General features: G+C 64.2%; 26 protein-coding genes. All 26 read left to right on the top strand.

Annotation, left to right across the window (positions count from 1 at the left end):
• Position 1 precedes the first annotated feature (1 nt).
• The 26 genes from CEW87_RS03995 (at position 2) to CEW87_RS03885 (ending at position 21,942) form a co-directional block, all read left to right on the top strand.
• The gene (locus tag CEW87_RS03995; RefSeq protein ID WP_108971555.1) at positions 2-541 is read left to right on the top strand and encodes a DUF3486 family protein; all 540 of its coding nucleotides are present in this window, start codon (positions 2-4) and stop codon (positions 539-541) included.
• The gene (locus CEW87_RS03990; RefSeq protein ID WP_108971554.1) at positions 538-861 is read left to right on the top strand and encodes a hypothetical protein; all 324 of its coding nucleotides are present in this window, start codon (positions 538-540) and stop codon (positions 859-861) included. Before CEW87_RS03995 ends, CEW87_RS03990 begins: the two co-directional genes overlap by 4 nt.
• Positions 862-910: 49 nt before the next feature.
• Positions 911-1,069 (top strand): hypothetical protein, encoded by a 159-nt coding sequence (locus CEW87_RS22320; RefSeq protein WP_159098077.1) that lies wholly within the window; start codon positions 911-913, stop codon positions 1,067-1,069.
• Between the two features lie 28 nt (positions 1,070-1,097).
• Positions 1,098-1,262, top strand: coding sequence for a hypothetical protein (locus tag CEW87_RS22315; RefSeq protein WP_159098076.1), 165 nt, complete (start codon positions 1,098-1,100; stop codon positions 1,260-1,262).
• The gene (locus CEW87_RS03985; RefSeq protein WP_108971553.1) at positions 1,259-2,845 is read left to right on the top strand and encodes a hypothetical protein; all 1,587 of its coding nucleotides are present in this window, start codon (positions 1,259-1,261) and stop codon (positions 2,843-2,845) included. The genes CEW87_RS22315 and CEW87_RS03985 overlap by 4 nt, the downstream gene beginning before the upstream one ends.
• Positions 2,846-3,311: 466 nt before the next feature.
• The gene (locus tag CEW87_RS03980; protein WP_108971552.1) at positions 3,312-4,799 is read left to right on the top strand and encodes a hypothetical protein; all 1,488 of its coding nucleotides are present in this window, start codon (positions 3,312-3,314) and stop codon (positions 4,797-4,799) included.
• Complete coding sequence (locus CEW87_RS03975) at positions 4,796-5,017, top strand: Lar family restriction alleviation protein (protein ID WP_108971551.1); 222 nt, start codon at positions 4,796-4,798, stop codon at positions 5,015-5,017. Before CEW87_RS03980 ends, CEW87_RS03975 begins: the two co-directional genes overlap by 4 nt.
• Complete coding sequence (locus tag CEW87_RS03970) at positions 5,014-5,892, top strand: phage minor head protein (RefSeq protein WP_108971550.1); 879 nt, start codon at positions 5,014-5,016, stop codon at positions 5,890-5,892. The genes CEW87_RS03975 and CEW87_RS03970 overlap by 4 nt, the downstream gene beginning before the upstream one ends.
• Positions 5,893-5,982: 90 nt before the next feature.
• Entirely contained in the window at positions 5,983-6,237 is a 255-nt protein-coding gene (locus CEW87_RS03965; protein ID WP_108971549.1) for a hypothetical protein, read from the top strand.
• Positions 6,237-8,522: a hypothetical protein gene (locus CEW87_RS03960; protein WP_199917112.1), complete on the top strand. Its 2,286-nt coding sequence runs from the start codon at positions 6,237-6,239 to the stop codon at positions 8,520-8,522. Before CEW87_RS03965 ends, CEW87_RS03960 begins: the two co-directional genes overlap by 1 nt.
• Before the next feature lie 125 nt (positions 8,523-8,647).
• Positions 8,648-9,010, top strand: a complete 363-nt coding sequence (locus CEW87_RS03955) for a hypothetical protein (protein ID WP_108971547.1) — start codon at positions 8,648-8,650, stop codon at positions 9,008-9,010.
• A complete protein-coding gene (locus tag CEW87_RS03950; RefSeq protein WP_108971546.1) occupies positions 9,007-10,341 on the top strand; it encodes an SGNH/GDSL hydrolase family protein in 1,335 nt (444 codons plus the stop codon). Before CEW87_RS03955 ends, CEW87_RS03950 begins: the two co-directional genes overlap by 4 nt.
• 72 nt (positions 10,342-10,413) lie before the next feature.
• Entirely contained in the window at positions 10,414-10,719 is a 306-nt protein-coding gene (locus CEW87_RS03945) for a hypothetical protein (RefSeq protein ID WP_108971545.1), read from the top strand.
• Positions 10,720-10,815: 96 nt separating this feature from the next.
• On the top strand, positions 10,816-11,499 hold the full coding sequence (locus CEW87_RS22310; RefSeq protein WP_159098075.1) for a hypothetical protein: 684 nt from the start codon (positions 10,816-10,818) through the stop codon (positions 11,497-11,499).
• A 2-nt stretch (positions 11,500-11,501) separates the two neighbouring features.
• Complete coding sequence (locus CEW87_RS22305) at positions 11,502-12,005, top strand: HK97 gp10 family phage protein (protein ID WP_159098074.1); 504 nt, start codon at positions 11,502-11,504, stop codon at positions 12,003-12,005.
• Positions 12,005-12,487, top strand: coding sequence for a hypothetical protein (locus tag CEW87_RS03935; protein ID WP_108971543.1), 483 nt, complete (start codon positions 12,005-12,007; stop codon positions 12,485-12,487). Before CEW87_RS22305 ends, CEW87_RS03935 begins: the two co-directional genes overlap by 1 nt.
• Entirely contained in the window at positions 12,484-12,681 is a 198-nt protein-coding gene (locus CEW87_RS03930; RefSeq protein ID WP_108971542.1) for a hypothetical protein, read from the top strand. The genes CEW87_RS03935 and CEW87_RS03930 overlap by 4 nt, the downstream gene beginning before the upstream one ends.
• Entirely contained in the window at positions 12,678-13,451 is a 774-nt protein-coding gene (locus tag CEW87_RS03925; RefSeq protein WP_108971541.1) for a hypothetical protein, read from the top strand. The genes CEW87_RS03930 and CEW87_RS03925 overlap by 4 nt, the downstream gene beginning before the upstream one ends.
• Before the next feature lies 1 nt (position 13,452).
• Entirely contained in the window at positions 13,453-13,812 is a 360-nt protein-coding gene (locus CEW87_RS03920; RefSeq protein WP_108971540.1) for a hypothetical protein, read from the top strand.
• A gap of 87 nt (positions 13,813-13,899) precedes the next feature.
• Entirely contained in the window at positions 13,900-16,308 is a 2,409-nt protein-coding gene (locus CEW87_RS03915; protein WP_108971539.1) for a hypothetical protein, read from the top strand.
• Positions 16,308-16,832, top strand: a complete 525-nt coding sequence (locus tag CEW87_RS03910) for a hypothetical protein (protein WP_108971538.1) — start codon at positions 16,308-16,310, stop codon at positions 16,830-16,832. Before CEW87_RS03915 ends, CEW87_RS03910 begins: the two co-directional genes overlap by 1 nt.
• Positions 16,832-17,677 (top strand): hypothetical protein, encoded by an 846-nt coding sequence (locus tag CEW87_RS03905; RefSeq protein ID WP_108971537.1) that lies wholly within the window; start codon positions 16,832-16,834, stop codon positions 17,675-17,677. The genes CEW87_RS03910 and CEW87_RS03905 overlap by 1 nt, the downstream gene beginning before the upstream one ends.
• A gap of 3 nt (positions 17,678-17,680) precedes the next feature.
• Complete coding sequence (locus tag CEW87_RS03900; RefSeq protein ID WP_108971536.1) at positions 17,681-19,594, top strand: hypothetical protein; 1,914 nt, start codon at positions 17,681-17,683, stop codon at positions 19,592-19,594.
• Positions 19,594-19,998 (top strand): hypothetical protein, encoded by a 405-nt coding sequence (locus tag CEW87_RS03895; protein ID WP_108971535.1) that lies wholly within the window; start codon positions 19,594-19,596, stop codon positions 19,996-19,998. The genes CEW87_RS03900 and CEW87_RS03895 overlap by 1 nt, the downstream gene beginning before the upstream one ends.
• Position 19,999: 1 nt before the next feature.
• Positions 20,000-20,305 carry a hypothetical protein gene (locus CEW87_RS03890; RefSeq protein ID WP_108971534.1) on the top strand — a complete coding sequence of 102 codons (306 nt, stop codon included), beginning with the start codon at positions 20,000-20,002 and terminating at the stop codon, positions 20,303-20,305.
• On the top strand, positions 20,305-21,942 hold the full coding sequence (locus tag CEW87_RS03885) for a hypothetical protein (protein WP_108971533.1): 1,638 nt from the start codon (positions 20,305-20,307) through the stop codon (positions 21,940-21,942). The genes CEW87_RS03890 and CEW87_RS03885 overlap by 1 nt, the downstream gene beginning before the upstream one ends.
• The last annotated feature ends 171 nt before the right edge of the window (positions 21,943-22,113 follow it).

Genomic DNA, 22,113 nt, shown 5'->3' with positions numbered 1-22,113 from the left:
CGTGGCCCGCAAGAGCAGCATCCAGCAGCTCGACCCGCGCCTGCGCAGTGCCGTGGATGAGCTGATCCGCGAGGGCCGCTACACGCTCGACGATATCGTGGCCCACCTCGCCAAGCTCAACGGCGGCGAGGCCCCGGTCAGCCGTTCGGCCCTGGGGCGCTACGCCCAGCGCGCCGAAGAGCAGATGCGCCGCTACAAGGAAGCGCAGGAAGTCGCCAAGGTCTGGGTGAACAAGTTCGAGAACGAACCCGACGGCGACGTGGCACGCCTGCTGCCCGAGATGCTGCGTTCCGTGGCCTTCCAGACCTTGGGCAGCATCGGCGACCGTGAAGAAGGCGCCGACTCGCAAGAGGTGATGTTCCTGGCGAAGGCGATGAAGGACTTGGCCAGCGCCGACGTGCTCACCACCCAGCGCATTCTGAAGATCCGCGAAGAGACCGCGAAGAAGGCCGCAGTGGAGGCGGTGAAGACCGCCAAGGCTCAGGGGCTGAGCGACGACGCCGCCGAGCTGATCCGGCAGAAGATTCTGGGGGTGGTATGAGCACAGACGAATTCCTCGCGGGACTCAACATGGAGCAGCTGCAGTATTGCCACCAGCGCTGCGCTGAACTCATGAACGCGAAGCGTCAAGAGACGATGGTTCCGGTTTGGCGGGTGGGGACCATCGATGTGAATCTGCGCTGGTTCCAGAGTGATGAATATCCGGCGGCGGCCGATTACATGCATGCGGAGGCCATGAAGCTCGCCGCGGCCCCCTCCCGTTACCGCCGCAGTATGGAGATTGGCCTTTACGCCGACCGTCTGCGGCAATCCGAGTTCGACGAGATGTTCAAGGGCGGTGTGGTGCGAGGGGGAGTGTGATGCGCGACGAGTCCGCATTTATCCGGCCGCTGCTGCGGGTGCTGGTGTCATGAGCAATATCTTCGCGGTAATGACGGGGTTCTTCCTTGTAGTGGCAGCGATCATCGTTGCGCCACACCTATCGTGGCCAGATGCGCAAGAGTTCGCGCTGTTCTGCGTCGGTGTCGGCGCTGTCTGTGCCTATCTCGCCTTGGTTGTCGAGCGGTGAAGCGCAGCCGCCTGGAGACGATGCTGAAATGGTCCCGCAAACAGATGCATCAGCGCAGCAAGAAACCACGCAAGGGTACTGGTGCGTGGTGTGTGGACGCTGGCTCGCGGCCGACGACTTTGGCGTCATCGTCCACGACCCTGTCGAGCACCATGAATCCATGCGATTCGACGACGAGGATCGGCCGCAATGAATGACCAGGTGCCGGCCCAGAGTACCGTTGCTCTCGCTGTCGGCCATACGCTGGAACCCCGCGAGGCCCGCACCCCCATGGCGCTGCTGCCGTACCAGCAGCGCTGGTGCGCGGACAAGACGCAGGTCAAGGTGATGGAGAAGTCGCGCCGGATCGGTCTGAGCTGGGGCGAGGCGGCAGACACTGCGCTGCTCGCCGCCTCCACCAGCGGCATGGATGCCTGGTACATCGGCTACACGAAGGACATGGCCGAGGAGTTCATCCGCGACTGTGCGGACTGGGCGCGTATGTACGGGCTGGCCGCAGGCGAGATCGAAGAGGGAGAAGAGGTGTTCATTGATGGCGACGAGCGCCAGAGCATCCTGACCTTCACAATCCGCTTCGCCTCGGGCTGGCGCGTCACGGCGCTATCGAGCAGCCCGCGCAACCTGCGCGGTAAGCAGGGCCGGGTGATCATCGACGAGGCCGCGTTCCACACCGCGCTGGGCGAGCTGCTCAAGGCCGCCATGGCGCTGCTGATCTGGGGTGGTGAGGTGCATGTGATCAGCACCCACGACGGCGCCGAGAACCCGTTCAACGAACTGTGCCAGGACATCCGCGCAGGCAAGGTGCCGTATGCCCTGCACCGGGTGACGTTCGACGATGCCGTCACCGATGGCCTGTACGAACGCGTGTGTTTGCGCACCGGCAAAGAGCCTACCGAGGAAGGCAAGGCCAAGTGGGTGGCAGACATCCGCGCCCAGTACCGCGACAACGCGGGCGAGGAGCTGGACTGCATCCCCAAAAACTCGGGCGGCGCCTGGCTGAACCGTGCGCTGATCGAAGCCAGGATGTACGACGCCCCCGTGCTGCGCTGGAAGCCGCCTGCCGACAACTTCGTGCTGTGGTCCGACGAGCAGCGCACGGCCGAGATGCGCGACTGGCTCGAAGCCAATGTGCTCCCGCTGCTGCTGGCGCTCGATCCGGATCTGACCAGCGGCTTCGGCGAAGACTTCGGCCGTACCGGTGACCTGACTTCAATCGCCCCGTTCCAGATCGAGCGCAACATGACGCGGAAATTCCCCTTCCTGCTCGAGCTGGCCAACTGCCCGTTCGACCAGCAGCGCGAGGCACTGTTCTACATCGGCGATCGTCTGCCGCGAATGCGCTCGGGCAAGCTCGACGCGCGCGGCAACGGCCAATACCTGGCAGAGAAAGCACAGCAGCGCTGGGGCGCGTCGCGCATTGAATGCGTGATGCTCAGCCAGACCTGGTATCGCGATAACACCGCACCGCTCAAGGCCGCGTTTGAGGACGGCACCATCCTGCTGCCGCGCTCGGCCGACGTGCTCGACGACCTGCGCGCATTCCAGGTGGTGAAGGGTATCCCCCTGATACCGGACGTGCGCAGCAAGGGCAGCGACGGCCAGCAGCGCCACGGCGATGCCGGCGTGGCCATCCTGCTGGCGTGGGCAGCGAGCTGCGCCGAGGCAGAGCCGGCCGAGGGCGAGACAGTGGAAGCCGAGCCGGATCTGTACCGCAGCAGCCGACCGGGCGGGTGGCGAGGCAATGGCGGGCGTGGCGGGTTTCTTGGACACCATTGATAGACGAGCAGAGGATCACAAAATGAAATGGGAACCGATATCCACCGCGCCGCGTGACGGCACACTCATCCTCGCGGCTGAGAGCTACTACCGGGACGAGCGCGAGGAGTTCAGCGTGTCAGGGCACCCCCGCGTTTCTGATCCGAGTCAATTCACGGACTGCCCCCAGCGCGGACCACGCCCCGCAATCGCGGTGGTGTGGCTACCACATCGAGAGTGTCCAGGTTGGTACAACGCCGGGTCGTGGCAGCGCATGGTCACGTTCGATCCGGATGTATGGACCCACATTGATGTGCCTGGGCGCGTTCCCGGCTGGCCCGGCTGAACGTCAGAACACGGCAAGCCAATTTAAGCCCCTACAGCCTCCAAAACCGCCCCGGCGTGTCCGAACGGTGCCGGAATCGGCTGCAGGCCCCTTATCACCTCTGTAACACGCGTTACAACACTGCGCGGGAGCGATAGCAGCATGTCCATTCTCAACAAACTCACCTTCGGGCTGCTCGGCAGCGAATCAGAGGATGACCTGGTGCGCATGGTCGAGGCCACTGGCGCGACGATTGACCCGGATGACGAGGACGGCTGGCGCCGGCTCAGTGGCGACAGCTCGCGCGACTTGTCGCCGCTGTCGCAGGAGCGCATGCGCGAGACGGCGCTCTACCTGTGGGACGCCAACCTGCTGGCCAACCGCATCATCGAGCTGCCGCTGGCCTACATGCTCGGCGAGGGCGTGGAGCTGCGCGCGGGTGAGGACTACCAGGACACGATCACCCGCTTCTGGAACGACCCGATCAATCAGATGGACGTGAAGCTGACGAAGAAGGTGCGCGAGCTGGCGATCTTCGGCGAGCAGGTGTGGCCCACGTTCGTGAATGAGGTGGATGGCCACGTGCGCCTGGGCTATCTCGACCCCGCGCTGATCCGCACGGTTGTGGTCGACCCGGACAACCCCGAGCAGCCGATCGGGATCGTGACCGTGAAAGACCGAAAGGGGCGCGCGCTGCGTTACCGCGTGATCGTGAATGGACCCGAGAGCGTGTTCACCGAGCGCACCCAGGCGATCCGCCAGACCTTTACCGACGGCGACGCGTTCTACTTTTGCGTGAATGACCTCTCGGTGAGCCGGCGCGGCCGCAGCGACCTGCGCGCCCCGGCTGATTGGGTGGATGCCTACGACCAGTTTCTGTTCGGCGAGATCGAGCGCTACAACTTTTTGCGCGCGTTTGTTTGGGACGTAACGCTCAACGGCGCCACGCCAGAGGAAGTCAAGGCCAAGGCGCGCACCATCAAAGCCCCGGCGCCGGGTGCGGTGCGGGTGCATAACGAGGGCGAGACGTGGCGGGCCGAGAGCCCAGACATCAAGGCGGGCGACACCAGCGAGGGCGCGCGCCTGTTCCGTAACCACGTGCTCGGTGGTTCGACCATCCCGGAGCATTGGTTCGGCGGCGGTGCCGACGTCAACCGCGCGACCGGCGAGAGCATGGGCGAGCCCACGTTCAAGACCTTCAGCATGCGCCAGCGCTTTCTGAAATACATGCTGGAGTGCGTGGGCCGGTATGTGATCCGCCAGCGCATCATTGCCGAATCCAGCGAGCCGGACTGGGATGACGAGCGTCTGCAGGTGGAGGCGATCTTCCCCGAGATGACCGCCAGCGACACCACAAAGTACGCCAGCGCGCTGCAGCAGGTGGTGATTGCCTGCGCTGCTGCGCTCGGCGAGGGCTTGATTACCCGCGAGACGGCCGTGGCAATGATCGCATCTGTTGCCGGCAGGCTGGGCGTCGAGATCGACCCCGCTGCGGAGCTCAAGGCCGCGCGGAAAGAGGCTGACGATAGCGCCGGCAATGACTTGTTCCCGCCGCCAGACCCGGATCGTGTCGCCGATCCTGCAGATGATCCCGCTGCGGACGGTAACGCCGACGGCGCTGCCGAGCCTGTCCCGGCGTTGGCGCAATGATCCCGGATCTGATCCCCTGCCCGTTCTGTGGCGGGCAAGCAGCAATCAACAACCTCGACTGGCTGTTCGGCCGTCGCCGCGTGGTGTGCGCCTGCACCGAGTGCCGCGCCCAGGGGCAGGACATCGAGTACCGACCAGGGCAGGACGATGGCGCGAAGGCCGAGGCCGAGTACGCTGCCGCCTGTGCCTGGAACACCCGCGCCCCGGTGGCCGCATGACGCCGACCGAAGCCATCCTCGCCGCGCTCAAGGGCCGCACCCGGCTGATCAACGGCACCACGGACGAGCTGAAGGCGCTGCTCGCCGAGGCCAACAAGCAGGTGATGGCGATCCTCGCCAGCGCCCCGAGCGACTACCAGCAGTGGCTGCTGCCGCAACTGCGCGCCGAGATCGGGCGCGTGATGGAGGCGCTCGGTACCGAAGCCGCCGCCGTGGTCGATGGCGGACAGGTGGCAGCATGGCGCGGGGGCTCGGCAATGGTTGATAGCTCGCTCGCGGCCAGCGGCATCAGCGCTGCGCTGCCGCAGCTGGACGTGGTGCAGCTGGGCGCCATGCGGTCCTTCCTCACCGAGAAGATCAGCGGCATCAGCACCGAGGCGGCCAACCGCATCAACACGCAGCTGGGGCTCGTTACCATGGGCGCACAAACGCCGTTCGACGCCATCAAGGCCGTGACCACCACGCTGAACGAGGCCACCTACAAGCGCGCCACCACCATTGTGCACACCGAGCTGAACCGGGCCTTCTCCACCGCAAACCAGCTGCGCATGGAGCAAAGCGCAGAGGCCGTCCCCGGGCTGAAGAAACGCTGGGTACAATCTGGAAAGCGGGAGCCGCGGCCCGAGCATGTTGCAATACATGGGCAGGAGCAGCCGGTCGATAAGCCCTTCCTGCTCGAGGGCGGTGCCGTCAAGCTCATGTACCCCGGCGACCCGACCGGCCCGGCACGCCACACGATCAACTGCGGCTGTGTGTCGGTGCCAGTGGTGCCCAAGGACAACCCTTACGGTCTCAAGCGCACCACCAAAGACCCCGCAGACGCCGAAAAGGCGCGCGCCCGCGCGGCCCTCAAAGCCGCGCAGTCAAAGGGCTGAAAAGCCAAAAACCCTTTAGTCCGGCTCGCCTCGCGCGAGCGCCCATCATCGCCCCGTCAATCCAAACAACCGACGGATACGGAGCGAACAATGGACGAGAAAACCCCGCAGCACCGCATGGACCTGCCCGCTGAACAGGCGGCCAAGCTGGTGAACCGCGTCGATATCGAGCGCGGCAAGGACGGCACCCCCACGGGCGAAGAGTTTGCCGTTGAGGTGATGCCCGCCGAGGTGCTGTCGAACACGGTGCGCGGCGATGTGATCACCGTCATCACCACCGACGGCCAGAAGCTCGTTGGCAAGGCACCGAAAGGCAAGCCTGCCAAGGCCCAGGGCGGCGAGTGATGAAGATCCCCGCGCAAGGCATTGTCGGCGCGCGGCTCATAGAAGCCGCTGCCACCGAGGTGCGGGCGGTGCGCGACCTGGTGGTGATGGCCCTGCGCACCAAGGGGGTCGATACCTATGCCGAGGCCCTGTACCCCGACCGCATCGTGGTTGCCAAGGATGGCCGTCTCGTGGCCTACCCCTACACCATCGGCGACGACAACGCGGTGACCCTCGGCGAGCCGCGTGAGGTTGTCATGCAACACGTCGACGCCGTGACACGCATGGTTGAGGCCGCCCGCAATGGCGACACCGTGTTCATCGAAGCCGTTGGCGGCGACCCCGCCGGCGGCGTGTGGGTGATCCGCGTGATCCGTGCCGGTGAATCCGGCAACCGCAACTATTACCCGGACCAGGTACTGCGCGATGCAGTGCGCCTGGTTGAGGGCGCACGGGTGTTCGAGAAATCGGACACCGAGCACGTGGCCGCAGCCGACAGCAAGACCGGGGTCGCGCCGGGCAAGTCGTTCCGCAACCTCGTCGGCGCGCTGCGCAACGCCCGATTCGTCGAGGGCGCCACGCCCGACAGCGGCGAGATCCACGCCGACCTGCACCTGATCCAGCCAGACGGCGACGTCGCGGTGCGTGTGCGCGAAGCCCATGCCCGCGGCCTCTCCGACCTGTTTGGCTTCTCCATCGACGCGGACGCCAAGGCCAAGATCGTCAGCCGTGGCGGGCGCAAGGTGCGCCAGGCAACAGCAATCACCAAGGTCCATTCCGTGGATCTGATCGTAGAACCCGGTGCGGGCGGTGCCCTGCTGCGCATCGTCGAAGCACAAACCCAAGACCCGCTCCAGGAGGATGCAGACATGGCACTTCGCCAACGCATGATCGAGGCCATCCAGGCCAAGAACCCGCAGTTCGACGGCGCAAGCGCGACCGACGAACAGATCGAAACCGCTTTCCGCGAGGCTGTTGCCGTCGCGCCCCAGGCCCCGGCTGCAGACGCTGCAACCGTGACCGCCGTGCGCATGATCGAGTGCCGCCTGATCGCACGCGAAGCCATCGCCAGCGCCAAGCTGCCGCAGCCCGCCAAGGACAAGCTGCTGTCCCGCTTTACCGAGGCGCAAACGCCTTTCACCGCAGCGGACGTGACCAAGGCAGTCGATGACGAGCGGGCCTACCTGGCGCGCTTCACGGAGAGCGGCAAGCCCGTGATCCACTTCGACGAAACCGTGCAGGTGGAAGACCGCAGCACGAAGATCGGCGAGATGCTCGACGGCTTCTTCACCGGCGGCAAGAACGGCATCCACAGCTTCAAGGAGTGCTACATCGAGATCACGGGCGATCGCCGCGTGACCGGTGACATGCGCGACTGCGATGTCAGCCGCCTGCGCGAGTCCATCGGCGACCGCTTTGTGGAATCGCTCACCTCGGCCGGCTGGGCCAACGTGCTCGGCGACTCGATGACGCGCCGCATGCTTGCCGAGTACGACTCGATGACCGACCTGCAAGCGTGGCGCCGCATCGCCAATGCCGTGCCTGTGAATGACTTCCGCACGCAAGAGCGCACCCGCATCGGCGGATACGGCAACCTGCCGGGCGTCAGCCAGGGCGCCGGCTACGCAGCCCTCACGAGCCCGGGCGACGAGAAAGCCAGCTATGCGGTCACCAAGCGCGGCGGCACCGAAGACGTGACGCTCGAGATGATCCGCAACGACGATGTTGGCGCCATCCGCCGCATCCCGACTGAGCTGGCGCTCGCAGCGGCCAACACCCTGTATGAGTTCGTCTTCGACTTCATCCGCACCAACCCGACGATCTACGACACCGTGGCGCTGTTCCACGCCAGCCACGGCAACCTCGGCACCACCGCGCTGGATGCGACCAGCTTTGCCGCCGCCCGCCTGGCCATGATCAACCAGGTCCGCGCCGGATCGGGAAAGAAGCTCAACCTCGGCCCCGCGTCGGTACTGGTGCCGTTCGACCTGCAGGAAGCGGCGTTCAACCTGTTCGTGCGCAACCAGAACAACGACAAGACCTTCGTGCAGACCATCAACCCCGAAGTGATCGCGGTGCCGTACTGGACCGATGCCAACGACTGGGCTGTTGTTGCCGACCCGCGCCGTATCCCGACCATCGAGATCGGCTTCCTGGACGGCCGCGAAGAGCCCGAGCTGTTCGTGCAGGACACCCCGAACGTGGGCAGCTTGTTCAGCAACGACAAGATCACCTACAAGATCCGCCACATCTACAGCGGCGCGGTGATGGACTACCGCGGCCTGCGCAAGCACGTTGTGGCGTAACCGGACACTCCCCCGGCGAGAGGGATGATCCTGCAGGCCGGCGCCGCTTGGGCGGTCGGTGGCTGGCCTGCAGGGGACTTCTGATGACAAATCCGCCCATCGAATAACTGCCACTGGAGCAAGACATGGCACAGAAAGCCTACCGCACACTGACCGCCACCCTGGACACCGTGATTCAGGCGTCAAACCCGGGCTACGGTGCCAGCGTGCTGCGCGTCGATCTCGAAAACAAAGGGGCCTCTGCCGTGAGCAGCTGGAAGGTGCTCGGGCGTGCGACGCCGGATGCGCCGATGCGCGACATCACGCCATCGAGCATCACGGCCGCCGATGGCTATCTTGTCGTGAGCCCATCCCCGCGCGCCGCAGCGAACCTGGCAGCCGCCGGCAATACGCAGCTCGCGCTCAATATCACGCTGTGGGACCGCATCGAGATCCAGTTTGCAGGTGTCGGGGCTGAGATCGCTGCGAGCTGGGAGTTGATGCAATGACCGTCCGCCGAACTGCCGCCGAGCGTGCCACCGCTGCTGTCGGCACCGTGATTAACGGCACGCCGCTGTATGTAAAAACTAACGAACTCACCGGGGTGAGTGTATCTGCTGGTGCTACACCGATTGGCCTGCCGGGGAGTCCTGTAAAAACACTGCGACGGATAAATATCCCGTGTGGCGAATTCGCAACGCACACGGTCGCGCAGGCGGCGCATCGTACATACCGCGCAGCGACGGCTTTCAAGAGCCGCCCGCGGCGCGTTCGGCTGTGGTTCGCAAATGCTGACTCAGCGACGGCTGCAATTACATCTTGCGCAATATCTCCGTCGACAAACGGCGCGCTCACAGCAAACTTGTGGTCGTCGTCATCATCGTCATGGATCAGCGGCGGCGCAGTATCTATTCCGGCGCGCATCGCGGTAGGTCGTCCGTCAATGGCCGCGTCTGCTTGGATGCAGATTGATGCAGTGGAGTCTGTGACAGCGCCAGGTACGTGGCCGGTGCTTGCCGAAGCGTGGGTCGATACGACCAGCGGGCCGGCGAATGTCACTATCGGTTTTTATGACATGGGGTGGGCTGAGTCTGACCCGCTTGACGGGGGCACGTACTACGCACACCGCTGGCAGGATGGCGATAAATTTACGGTGCCGTCCTCGTTTTCTGATACCACCATCCGGGGTGCTGGCGCGATTATTGGGATGGAGGCTGAGTGCGACGAAGGATCGACGGTCGTGCTCGTTAATGGCGACTCGATTCGCGCTGGAGCCGGCACTACACGCGCCGGAGAGACTGATGCAATGATTGCTGTTCGGAACATGAACCTCGCGGGATACAGCGTCAGCTACATTGCACTAGGATGGGGCGGTCTAAACACGTCGACGTACTCCGCTCGGCTGATCGAGAACGTCGCAACGCTCAAGCCTGATGTCGTTGTATACACAGTCGGATCTCCGAACGACGGCACGCCGGCTGCAACCGTGCTGCGCATTGAGCGATTCAACATGCACGCTGCGATTAGCGCGTCTCGTGCTGCTGGCGCAGCAGTAATCCTGTCCGCACAGGCTCCGAATACGTCATATTCGTGGAATGCTAGCGCAGACGACCTGCGGAAAGCGCTTAATGCTGGCGCGGCTGCAATGGCGTCCCCATCTGCGCTGCGCTGGTATGCGCATGCTGTTGCCGGCCTTGGTGACGGGGCTACACCGGAGCGATACGCGCCTACTTACACGACTGACAACAATCACCCGAATCAGGCCGGCTACGAGTATGCCTCGATCAATATGCAAACGGTGCTGACCGGCGTTATCAAATCAATCGGCCATGCGGTTTAACCCCCTGTTGCACGGGGATCATGTTCTGGCCCGGCAGGCTCCAGGATAACGCGGCACCTATCAGGCGACGAAATGGACGAGCCCTACGGCCCCGATCATCCGGCATATCTGGCAGAGCGAGCGCTTCGGATCGATCCATTTTTCGACCAGCCTGTGCGCTGGATCAACCCACCACCGACGGAGGCAGCGATGTACGGTGTGCGCGATACAGTTGAGTACCAGAGGCTCACAGAGCAGGTGGGCACGCTCGAGGCGAAGCTTGCCCGCCTGCAGCGCGTCGAAGCGGCGGCGGCCAGGCTGGTGAAGGCCATCGAATCCGGCAAGTGGAAGTCCGCGCAAAAGCGCCTCGAGTCAGCGCTCGAAGCAGCTCACCGGTAAGCCTGAACGCCCGACCCCGAAAACGCAAAAACCCTTTGAAGTAGCGCACTCGCGCGCGCGCGGCACCATGTCGGCTAACCCGATGGAGCCGCCGCCGTGCTTGCTGATTTTCTCGAAATCGTTGATGACCTGGTGCGCGATGCCGCGCAGTGGGTAACCCCCGCCCAGCGCGATCGCGCGGTTGGCTTGGCGCTCGCCCGCTACAGCAAAGACCGACCGCGCGAGCTGGTGGAAGACGTGGTGGTGGCAGACGGTGTGCAGATCCCGCTGCCCACTGCATGGGCACAGGGCGCAAGCGATTTGCGCACTGTCGAATGCCCGGTAGTGACGCCGCCGGTGCCGCTGGATTCCGCCTGCTGGTACATCTACCGCACGCCGCTGGGCGAGCAGATCGGGCTGGTCAGTGCGGTCACGCCGGGCACGACCGCGCGCGTTGCGTACTCAGGCCTGCATCTGCTCACCGACACCGACGACACGATCCCCGCAGACCACCTCGAGGCGGTTGCGTGCTACGCCGCAAGCCTGCTGGCCGAGCAAGTGGCCACGGTGCATGCGAATTCGTCGGACTCCACCATCTCAGCAGACAGCGTCGACCGCAGCCACCCGGCCCGGGAATGGGCCGCACGCGCCAAGAGCTACCGCAACCGCTACTTCACTACGCTGGGGATCGAGATCAACGCCCAGGGCGTGGAGCAGCCGCGCATGGAGGCCGCGGGCGTGGTGGTGGATATGGAGCTGCCGAGCACCACCGGCCGCGGCCGTCTGTACCGGAGGGGCTGAGCGTGCAGACCATTGGCCCGGACATGACCGATGTTGCAAAGCTGGCGCTTGCAATTCGCCAAGCGCCCGAGATTGTGGCCGACGAGCTGCGCCGCTTTGTGACCACGGCAACGCTGCACTTGCAGGCCGAGGTGCAGGACCGCACACCAACAACGCACGGCACGCTGCGCACCAGCATCATCGGCAACGTGCGACCGATTGACGGCATCGGGTTCGAGGGCGTGGTGGGCACATCGCTCTCATACGCCGTGCCGGTTGAGCTGGGCACCAAGCCCCACATGCCGCCGATTGAGCCGCTGGCACAGTGGGCCCGGCAGAAGCTGGGCGCCACCGGCAAAGAGGCCTACCGCGCGGCATGGGGCATTGCCCGCAAGATCGCCCGTGTGGGCATCACCGGGCACTTCATGTTCGCGAATGCCTGGGACGCCAACCAGGCACAGATCACGGCCGGTTTCAGCGAGTGCGTGAGCCGCATTGAGCGCCGCATTGCAGGAGGTGCAGCCTGATGGCCGAGACCACCGAGACCACGCGCGCGGCCATTGTTGGCCTGCTGAATGCAGTGCCGGGCATCGGCGTGGTGCATGCGTATGAACGCTATGCCGCCAAGCACCCGGAGCTGCGCGCCCTCTATGTGGTGCAGACCGGTGCAGGAACCGAGCAGCTGCGCGGCTGGTATGTGCGCCGGCTTTCGTTTCGCGTGGAGCGCGACGGTATGGACGGCCGCCGGGTATTCACCACGTGGCTGATTCGCGGGGTGATGGCGCTGCAGGATTCAACGCAATCCGAGCTGGAGTTCGATGCCCTGGTGGATTCGATCCGCCGGGCATTTGAGGATGACGCCACGCTGGGCGGCGCAGTCACGAGCACGCTGACGCCCGACGGCGAGATTGGCGCGCAGCTGACCGGCGCTGGCCCTGTGATGTTTGCCGGTGTCCTGTGCCACGCCGCAGACCTGACCCTGACCACCGAGACCTGGGAGGAATCATGACCCGCAAAACCACCGCAGCCGCTGAAAGCGCGCTGCCTGCCGAGTTGGAGCTGGCGACACGCGTGCGCCACCGCGGCAAAACGTATCCCGCTGGCGAGGTGATCCACCCCGCCGACCTTGGCATGGATGCCGAAACCGTCCGCTGGCTGATCGCCACGGGCACTGTTGTTGATCCCGATGGAGAAGAGAAATGAACGGTGAAGTCCTCAAGTATTTTTCACTGCAGGGCGAGTTCAGCTTGCATGAAATCGTCAGTGGCCTGCCCGGCCCCGGCCGGATGATCGGCGAGTGTTCGGCCGCAGAGTTCAGCGCAACCCCGACTGTTGAGAAGTTCAAGGAAAACACGTCCGGTGCGCGCGGTATCGACCTGGTGATCGACCAGGGCACCGAGGGCGCCTTGAGCCTGACACTGCACAAGGTCAACACGGCGCAGCTGGAGCTGCTGCTGGGCGGCCAGACGCACCTGCAGGATACAGCCGCAGTCGCGGACGAGCTTCTGGTAACGACTCCGGAGGTCGGTCAGCGGCTGCTGCTCGGTGCGTTCGACGTGGCATCGGCGGTGATCAAGGACAGCACGCCCAGCACGCCGAAGACGCTCACCGTGGACGTCAACTACACGATCGATCCGAAGACCGGCACGATCGACATCATCGACCTGAGCACCGGCGGGCCGTTCGTCGGGCCGCTGACCAAGAGCTTTACGCCGGGCACCGATATCACTTACGTGAAGATGCTCACCGATACGCAGCGCGAATGGTGGGGCCGCTTCAATGGCATCAACACGCTCGGCACGAAGCCGCGGATGGTGTACGAGTGGTATCGCCTGCAGACCTCCCCGGCATCCATGCAGCTGATCAACGAGTCGCGCGGCGAAGTGGTGCTGTCTGCAACGGTGCTGAGCGACACCAGCAAGGCGGTGGATGATGAGTTCGGCCTGTTCGGCCGCGCCGTGATCCTGGACTGAGATGCAGATCGCAGCGCATGAAGTGGTGCCGTTCGAGAAGGGCGACACCACCCGCTATGTCGAGATCCACGAGCTGACACTGGCGCAGCTGCGCCAGTGGCTCGTGCACGCCGCCGAGAACCCCACCACCGACTGGATGTCGGCCGCGCTGCTCGAGCAGGGCAGCGTGGCTGACCTGGCCCACTTCACAGACCTGAACCCGGATGGGGCCGAGGCCTACACACCGAGCGAGCTGGCGCACCTGTGGGACCGTGTGAAAGCGATCAACGCGCATTTTTTCGCCATGCTCGGGCGCCTCGAGGCGGGGCGCAATCAGCCGAGCAGCAACTCGAAAGCCTCGAAAACAGCGTCGCTCATCTGATCTGCAGCGGCCATGCCACCGCATGGCACTACCCCTGGCGCACCTACCTGGCCGCCGTGCATGCCCTGAAAAAGAAGTGACCCGCTCATGACCGACCGCAAGATTGCCCTGAAGATCACCACCGAAACGCCCAAGGCCGAGCTTGTCGGCCAGCTGGCGTCCGAGCTGGATCGGCTGGCGAACGAAGGCGGCAAGGCCGGTCCGCAGTTCAAGAAGTTGGCGGCAGAGATCCGCGCAATGGAGGCGCCGGCAGCTAAGGCCGACGGGACGTTTGCCAAGCTGCGCGGCTCGATGTCGGGCCTCGGTGGGGCCGTGTCGTCGCTGGGCGCAGGGCTGGGCAAGCTGGCCGGGTTCCTCGGGATCGGCGGTGTAGGCATCGCGGGCGGTCTGGTGGCCGTGGCCACATCGGCGGCAACCGCAGCGGACGAGATGGGCAAGTTGAGCCAGCGCACCGGTATCAGCACCGAATCGCTGTCGCGCCTGGCGTATGCGGCGAGCCTGTCCGACGCGACCAATGCCGACCTTGAGATGGGGTTCAAGGGGCTGTCCGAGCGCATGCAGGACGCTGCGGAGGGCGGCAAGGACAGCAGCGCGATGTTCAAGGCGCTGGGGATCTCGATCAAGAACGCGGACGGTAGCCTGCGCGGTGTCGATGAAGTGTTCTACGACATCGCGGAGCGGTTCAAGTCCATGCCCGACGGTGCCGAGAAAACCGCGCTGGCGGTGGATCTGTTCTCGCGCTCCGGGCTGGCGCTGATCCCGACGCTCAACAACGGGCGCGAGGGGCTGAAGCAGTTGGCGGACGAGTCGGACCGCTTCGGCAAGACCATCTCCGCCGAGGCCGCAGCCAAGGCTGCGCAGTTTAACGACGACCTGGTGCGGCTGCAGACGGCAATGCGCGGTGTATCGCAAGAGATCGGCATGGCAGCGGTGCCGGCGCTTGATCTTCTGGCGCAAGCCTTTTTGGAGTCGTACAAAGAGCAGGGCAAGCTGGTCGACGGTGGCGGGCTTGAAACGTGGGCCACCCGGGGTGCGCGTGCTGTTGCGTTCATGGTCGATATTCTCGACGGTGTTGCGCGGGTAGTAGAAGTGATCGGCGTGAAGATCGGGGGCTACTCTGCTGCTGCAGTCGAGGCCGCGAAACTAAACTTTAAGGAAGCGAAGGCGATATATGACGCGGTTGCAGAGGATACCGCCGCTATCCTGATGCGCCCTCAGTTCTCAGCCCGAATCGATCGCCAGCTCGACGCAGCCCCAGAGCGCGAGCGCCAGGCGGCAGCGGCACGGGAAGAAAGTGAAGCCAAGCAGCAGGTCGATCGCCTGAAGGCGCTGGAGGCGAATTTGGCTTCAGAGCGTGTTCGCCTGGCAAAGCTGGCCGCGGGTGAGATCGTCGAGACGAACAAGACCATCGAGCAGGCGGACAGCGAGCGCACCAAGGCGCAGATCAAGAACGCCGAGACATTGCGCGACGCGCTGCTGAAAGCATGGGAGGCTGCGCGGCAAGGTGCTCAGAAAGCCGGAGATGACGCCGCGGCACTGTTGCAGAAGGCTGCAGATGCCCAGAGCAGCCGCAGCAAGCAGGCGCAAGACCGTCGCGACAAGAGCCTGACCCCGGATGAGGCGGAGGCGAAAAACACCAGCCGTGCTACCGAACTGACAGACGCCGCTTCCACCCAGGCCACGTTCGCTCAGAACGCAGCAATCGACGGCCGGGCGAAAGAGGCGCAGGCATACGCACAGAAGGCGCTGGACCTGTCGAAGGAGGCTGCTGAGTACGCCGGAAAGGTGCAGGACGATGGCACCGCCGCGCGCATGCTCGAGCAGATCGGCGCGACGGAAAAGGCCGCGATCGAGGCACAGGCCAAGATCAAGCAGCAGGAGCAGGCTGAGTTCGAACAGACCGCTGACGCCCAGCTGGCGAAGATCCGCGAGATCGAGGCCGAGCTGCAGAAGATCAAGCAAGTGAAGATCGACGCGGACACCGCCGAGGCACAGGCCACGATCACTGCGCTGCAGGCCCAGATAAACGAGATCAAGGACAAGACGGTGACGGTGACCGTCGTGCAGAAAGGGACGGTGCCGGATGGCGCTACGGTGACAACGGCGGACATCCCCGCCCGCGCCTACGGCGGCCCGCTTCCCGGCATCGCAAAGGGCATCCGCAGCGACAACCAGTTGTACATGGGCACGCCTGGGGAGTGGGTGGTGGATATCCCCACAGTGCAGCACTACGGGGCGGACTTCATGCGCGACCTGCTGCAGCGCCGTGTGCCGCGGTATGCGTATGGGGGCGAGATTGGCGGCGCCTCGTCCGCGCTGGCCGGGGTTTCGATGCCAGCTGTTGCTGCTTCCCTAGCAGCATCTCAGCGGCCGTTAGTGGGCTCGACACTGGTGATACCTGGTGTGGGGAAGTATCCAATCCAGACGAGCCAGGAAGTGCATGACGATCTGCAACAGCAGCTGCAGCTGGCTGCGCTGCAGGTGGGGAGGCGTTGATGTCACGCAAACAACCGGATCTGACGATCAACGGCCTTGTGCTGCCAGCGCATGCGGTTGGAAAGATCGTGCAGGAGTACTCGCCCATCGGCGGGTTTTCGACAATGCGCTTGGGGGCCGGCACGGCAATTCGTCAGGCCCGCTGGCGCAAGCTGGCAACCACGCTGAGTGCGTCGGGGCTGATCCCGCCCGGTACCGCCGCGATCAACTGGGATCTGCCGGTCGTACTCGGGTGCGTGGAGCCGCGATCAATTCAATCCGTGAGCCCAGTCATCACATTGCCTGCGGCGCGCCGATCCGACGCGGCCCCGTATGCACTGGCGGTCGTCGACGATGGCCGCAAGCTGCGCGCGACGCCCGTGTCTGTAGCGGGTGACGTGGCGACGCTGGACGTGATTGCGGGCGCATCGGCGTATCTCGTCTACTACTACCCACTGCTGACGGTGCTGAGTGATGGGCCGACCGAGCGATTCGATGCGCAGGAGTGCATCTCGGGGTGGGATTTGCAAGCTGAGGAGGTGTGATGATCTACAGAGATATGGTCGAGGAAACCGCGACCTACGCATCAGAGGTATTTACGCTCACGGGGGCGCTGAGTGGTCGCAACGCGTTCGGGTACGACGTCGGCACCGGGTCGGAGGTCTACTATCGAGCAGTAAATGCCGACGGTACGCAATTCGAGGTCGGAATCGCGTCCTACGACGGCAGCTCGCTGACGCGGCTCTTTGCGCTCACCCGCAGTTCTGGGTTTTCGGGTGAGTTCTCCGGTACGGTGGCCATTGCACTTGTGATTCCAGGTAGTGCGATGCCGGTGATCAACCGGCAGGCGCAGTCGCAGGCCAGCGGCGTGAATTCGATCGCGTGCCTGGGTGGAGATGTGCAGGGCGAGAACGCAGTGGCGATCGGCATGCAGGCGCTGACGCAGCACGAGGGCGGAGTCGCAGTCGGAGTGCGATCGGAGACATTCTCGACGTATCAAGAGGCGTTCGGCTGGTCTTTTCGATGGTCCGGGCAGAACGAAACCAGCGGGCTCGAGACCTTGCCCCTCGAGGGCGCGCGCGGATGGGGTGACCCGCTGCAGATCCCTGCCTACAGCACGATCGTCGTGCGCGCCCTGGTTGTAGGGAGCCGCGACAGCGACGCCGCGGCATACGCGGCTGAGATCACGGCATGCGTGCGGCGCGTGGCATCCGGCAATGCCGAGATCGTCGGAACGCCGACAGTGACAGAGGTCGGCAAAACGTCTGGCGTCACTGTCAGCGCCACAATCACGGCAGCGGCGCCGGACAAGGTGCAAGTCGCCTGCACGGGCGTGGCCGGACAGGATTGGCGGTGGTCCGGCGTGATGATCGGCGCGATCAGGATGTAATCGATGACCATCGGCGCATCATCGATCGGTGCAGTAGCAATTGCCGCGGGGCCGTCTGGAAGCGCAGCACTGCCGAATGTCGCAACGCTGTCGTGGCCGGTAACGGTGACCGCTGCCGTGGAGCGGCGAGTAACGCTCGCATGGCCCGTGCGCGTGGCTACGCCGGCGGTATCGACGCTGCAATGGCCGGTGCGTGTGGTAGATGGCGCTGTTTTGGGCGGATTGAATGGCGCGGCATCGTGGGCCGCGGCGCCCTCTGGCGAGTGGGAGCATGTGGTGCATCTCGATGGGGTTGATGTGTCTGCCCGCATCGAGGGCGAGATCACTGTCCGCAGGCTCCGGAATGCCGCTGCTGTCGCAACGTTCACACTGCTTCCGGCATCAACCATGCAGCCACTTGACCTGATCGGCCGCCCGGTCGTGATCGCCTTCTCGCAAGTGGGCGGGGTGAATATGCAGCGCATGTTTACCGGCGTGGTTGAGACGCCTTCTGTTGATTTGCTGACAGGGAAAATCACTTGCACGTGTCACGACCAGGCGCAGGAGATCTGGGCAAACACGTCGCGCGATGCGATCGCTGGGATGGTTGGCGGGCGCTTCCACGTCGCAGTCTCCGGAGAACCGGAGGACAACTTCGCGTACTTGGGTGAGCGCATCAAGTCGGTGCCCGCATCGTGGGCACTCGACGTGTGGCAGCAACCGCGCATCCTTCCGTGGCGTGACACGTCTCGCATGGTGACTGTACGGACGGCGGATGTTGATGGCGGATCGGTGTCCGTGTCGCTGCCGAGTCGATCATCGCTGCGCACGCGTGTGGATGTGCGCATGCAGTACCGATTCACGCGCCTGCGCTGGCGCGGCGTCGAGGCATATTACGCGCAGGACATGTGGCTGTATCGCCCGCGCAAGACGGCCACGCTGAACTATCCGGGCGTAAGCTGGTTGAAGATCTCGATGGTCGAGGGCGCGCTGTCGTCCCCCGCTGGATGGGCGCTCGAGGGGTCGCTTCAGATTGAGCATCCGGTCGCACGTAGTTATCTGATTGGCCCCACGGTGACAGATGGTTTCTACACGATCGATGGTCAGGATGCGGCGGAGTTTGTCCTGTCTGTCCGTGGTCGCTACTCGACGCAGTGGCAGCAGACAATCACAGAGGACTGGTCGCTGTCGGTCGTGTGGGGCGGTCTTGAGTCGCAACTCGGGACGGCGGTAGCGGAGGAGATTGGAGCCACGCTCGAAGCGACGTTCGACCAGCCAAACTGGGGATCAGACCCTAGCGTGGAGCCGGCGATTCCGGGCGCATCCGGCGTGGGCGATGCAACACTGGACTGGAAGCCTGCGGGATACGACGACGCGGCGCGCGACCAGGTATTGCTCACCCTGCTCGATAGGGCGTGGGTGTCGCTCTATTCAGCGTCTAGATCAGGCTCGGTGACGTTCACGATCCCGTGTCGGCCTGATATCTGGCTCGACACGCGTGTGACGGTCGAGCACTACACGCTGCGGGCATCTGGCGATGTCGACGAGATTATTCACACCCTCAACGTGGCCACAGGCCGCGCGGCGTCTGAGCTGACGCTGGCTGTCGGGTTGCCGGGCAACGCAAGCGCGGCGCAGCCATCGTGGGCACTGCCTTTTGCCCCCGTCGATAACTACACCCCGCCGCTGAGCGCATTTTCTTTCGAGATCGGCACGTTTATCGGAAATCGGTTCGGTGCGCCTCCGTTTGACGACGCAACAATGATCGGCTTCTGCACAAACTACGAGGGCGGCGCCGATCCTGCATACAACTACTATCCCGACAAGTTCGAAGTACTTTCGCCGGCGCTCGCGGCTGAAGATCGTGACCCCCGCACGCTTGAGGCGAGCAAGTCGTTCGCCGTGGATGTGCCGACTGACATACTGGAGATGCTCTGATGGCTGGAAACTGGGCGTTTTATTCTGATGATGGCCTGACGGCGCTGGCTGCAGGCGGGGCCGCAGTGGCTACCGATGGCGCGAGCGCAGACCGGTTTGTGGTGTTCGGCTCGCCTGACATTGGCACGACGCTGCAGGCCGCGTCCGATCCCGGCGTGGATGCGATCGAGGTCAGCGTGGTGGATGCTGCTGGAGGCGGTATTGCTGCCACTGCCATCAAGCTGGCGCTTTCCTATAGCGGGCTCGACTCTGCGGTGGCCGGTGCGCCGCTCGTGATTGGAACCACTCTGTCGGGCGGCGCTGCAAACAGCGTGCGGGTCTATGTCCGAACGCTGCGCGGTTCGCTGGCTGAGGGGCTGTATTCCGATCTCAGTCTCACGACCAACGCGTATATCGAGGCCTGATATGTCGTCGAGAACATTCAAGGAAGCGCTCGACAAGCTCAAGGATGAGCAGAAAGGCTGGAAGGCATTTGACCCCGCCCCGGCCCAGGGTGGCCGCCCAGGCCAGCGTTCTACCGGCCGCCCGTCGTCAGCCGCGACGGCCGGCGCAACGCTGGTGTTCGAGGAGTCCGACTACACGCTGCGGCAGTATTGGACAGAGCGTCCCGTGGCTGTGTCGTCTGACGGGCTGCTGGTCGTCTATGCGGGGCCGATCAAGTCCGTCGATCTTGTCGGCGGGACTCCTGCAACTTTTGATGATCCAGTCTGATGGATAAAGGCGGCATCCTCCCGCAGCACCCGCTGGCAAAGCTTGGCGTGTTCGGGTCGCCCTACCATGGCCTTGTCACCGGTGGCTCGCTCACGCTCCCGACCGGGGCCGCTATTACGTACCCGCAGCCGTTCGGCGCGTGGCCGGATCTCGCCGGGGCGACGCACATGGTGCGTCACCCCTCCGCGCCAACGCTGTCGAGCACGCCGCTGCAGGACGCCATCTACGCATCGCATGGCCACCAGTGGCGCGACGTCGCGATGCTGTCAGGAAGTCGCATGCAGCTCTACGGCGTGCCGCTGGATGGCTGGATCTATATTGATAGCGCGGGCGACCGGTGGCTGGTTAAAACCGGCTCGCTGACCACCGCATACCAGACGTGGGCATCCGGTCTGCTGTTCTCTGTGACGCTGGAGCGGTTCGGGGATTTCGGCCGACCCGCAGAGATCTACACGTATTCGGTATCTCTGTCTGACGTCGGCCAGGCGACGCCAGATGCGACGTTCGGCGGTGTCAGTCAGACTCAGGGCTGGGTGTCGCTGTGGGCAGTGCAGCCACAGGGCCAGGCTGCGGCATTCATGCTGCACCCGACCCCGCGCACAGCGATGGCCCCCGGATCGCCAGTGATCGATAACCATGTTCACTACGCGCTGGGCTGGCTTGAACTGTCGATAACCGGCCTCGGTGGTGCTGCGTCCGTGTCGCTGTCGGTGCTGCGCACCCGGGCTCAGACGATCATCGCGACCGGCGATGCATGGGATACCGACGGGCTGACGGATGGGCTCCAGTATGGCGTCGTCGAGGTGTATTGGAACGGCGGCACGTCGAGCATGGCATACATCGAAAACCCGGGTGATCCGTATCCGCCTCCGGGGGTGACCGAGCCGTATTACGGGTTCTCGGTTCATCCCCGCACCCACAATCGCAGCGCGTCGGGATCGAGGTCGAGCATCGTCTCGATCATGGCAAAGCCTGGTGGCGGCTGGTCTGAGTGCAAGCTGTCTATGGAGCGCTCGCGGTGGCTGGAGATGACCGCGCCCGTGCTGCTTTCGTCGTTCCCGACTGTGGCCGAGCGCTCGCGGTCGGCGACTGCGTCGGTGTCGGCGTCTCTGACTGTTGATGGTGTAGAGGTCTGGTCGGAGTCTGGCAGTGCGTCGATGTCTGCGACCGAGCAGTGGGGGCTTTCTCCTGCGTTCAATACGGTCACAGCATCGTGGTCAGGTAGCTTTGGCGGGGTGTCTTTCTCCGGGTCTGAGACGATAGACCCTGTTCCCCCGTCAATGCTGAGGGATGACTCGGCCCGGCTTGATGCCTTCCCCCAGCCCGCCGCAGGTGACTGGTTTGCCGGGTTTCCATTTGGATCAGCGCGGGTGCTGTATCAGGACGGCGCTGTGGATTACGCGCGCGAGATCAACATGATTCGATACAGCGCCCAGGTGCTTGGACTGGCTCTTCTGACGCATACCGGAGACGGTCTCGGGACGACAACGTATCGTGCGCCGGTAACGCCGGACGGATCGAGTGGCACGCCTCAGACGAGGTCGTGGGGGGCGACAAGCCGGCGGCTCTACGGCTCGTGGTGCCCGCACACAGGAGCGGTGTCATGGCTGCAAGAACAGCCCGTCTGCTGGGTCTGAACTGCTGATACTGTTTTACGCGTAGCAATTCGTTTGCAGTGTGCACAACCTGCCTTTCGCGTAATTATTCAGCCAAACCTGCACCAGTTTTCGCGGCGCGCTTCATGTGAATGCAGATTTCTGCCAACTGCAACAATTCAGTACATTGCGCAAACAGTTGCGCAAACATGC

This window comes from Parazoarcus communis (assembly GCF_003111665.1).
GTDB classification, from domain to species: Bacteria; Pseudomonadota; Gammaproteobacteria; order Burkholderiales; family Rhodocyclaceae; genus Parazoarcus; species Parazoarcus communis_B.
This window is presented reverse-complemented; position numbering and strand designations above follow the sequence as displayed.

Coding starts and splice junctions, on each gene's coding strand:
- CEW87_RS03965 (WP_108971549.1), top strand. CDS start 5,983: ATGGACGAGAAAACCCCGCAGCACCGCATGGACCTGCCCGCTGAACAG.
- CEW87_RS03950 (WP_108971546.1), top strand. CDS start 9,007: ATGACCGTCCGCCGAACTGCCGCCGAGCGTGCCACCGCTGCTGTCGGC.
- CEW87_RS03910 (WP_108971538.1), top strand. CDS start 16,308: ATGTCACGCAAACAACCGGATCTGACGATCAACGGCCTTGTGCTGCCA.
- CEW87_RS03970 (WP_108971550.1), top strand. CDS start 5,014: ATGACGCCGACCGAAGCCATCCTCGCCGCGCTCAAGGGCCGCACCCGG.
- CEW87_RS22315 (WP_159098076.1), top strand. CDS start 1,098: ATGGTCCCGCAAACAGATGCATCAGCGCAGCAAGAAACCACGCAAGGG.
- CEW87_RS03990 (WP_108971554.1), top strand. CDS start 538: ATGAGCACAGACGAATTCCTCGCGGGACTCAACATGGAGCAGCTGCAG.
- CEW87_RS03905 (WP_108971537.1), top strand. CDS start 16,832: ATGATCTACAGAGATATGGTCGAGGAAACCGCGACCTACGCATCAGAG.
- CEW87_RS03985 (WP_108971553.1), top strand. CDS start 1,259: ATGAATGACCAGGTGCCGGCCCAGAGTACCGTTGCTCTCGCTGTCGGC.
- CEW87_RS03945 (WP_108971545.1), top strand. CDS start 10,414: ATGGACGAGCCCTACGGCCCCGATCATCCGGCATATCTGGCAGAGCGA.
- CEW87_RS03915 (WP_108971539.1), top strand. CDS start 13,900: ATGACCGACCGCAAGATTGCCCTGAAGATCACCACCGAAACGCCCAAG.
- CEW87_RS22320 (WP_159098077.1), top strand. CDS start 911: ATGAGCAATATCTTCGCGGTAATGACGGGGTTCTTCCTTGTAGTGGCA.
- CEW87_RS03980 (WP_108971552.1), top strand. CDS start 3,312: ATGTCCATTCTCAACAAACTCACCTTCGGGCTGCTCGGCAGCGAATCA.
- CEW87_RS03925 (WP_108971541.1), top strand. CDS start 12,678: ATGAACGGTGAAGTCCTCAAGTATTTTTCACTGCAGGGCGAGTTCAGC.
- CEW87_RS03930 (WP_108971542.1), top strand. CDS start 12,484: ATGACCCGCAAAACCACCGCAGCCGCTGAAAGCGCGCTGCCTGCCGAG.
- CEW87_RS03935 (WP_108971543.1), top strand. CDS start 12,005: ATGGCCGAGACCACCGAGACCACGCGCGCGGCCATTGTTGGCCTGCTG.
- CEW87_RS03975 (WP_108971551.1), top strand. CDS start 4,796: ATGATCCCGGATCTGATCCCCTGCCCGTTCTGTGGCGGGCAAGCAGCA.
- CEW87_RS03895 (WP_108971535.1), top strand. CDS start 19,594: ATGGCTGGAAACTGGGCGTTTTATTCTGATGATGGCCTGACGGCGCTG.
- CEW87_RS03890 (WP_108971534.1), top strand. CDS start 20,000: ATGTCGTCGAGAACATTCAAGGAAGCGCTCGACAAGCTCAAGGATGAG.
- CEW87_RS03885 (WP_108971533.1), top strand. CDS start 20,305: ATGGATAAAGGCGGCATCCTCCCGCAGCACCCGCTGGCAAAGCTTGGC.
- CEW87_RS03920 (WP_108971540.1), top strand. CDS start 13,453: ATGCAGATCGCAGCGCATGAAGTGGTGCCGTTCGAGAAGGGCGACACC.
- CEW87_RS03955 (WP_108971547.1), top strand. CDS start 8,648: ATGGCACAGAAAGCCTACCGCACACTGACCGCCACCCTGGACACCGTG.
- CEW87_RS03900 (WP_108971536.1), top strand. CDS start 17,681: ATGACCATCGGCGCATCATCGATCGGTGCAGTAGCAATTGCCGCGGGG.
- CEW87_RS03960 (WP_199917112.1), top strand. CDS start 6,237: ATGAAGATCCCCGCGCAAGGCATTGTCGGCGCGCGGCTCATAGAAGCC.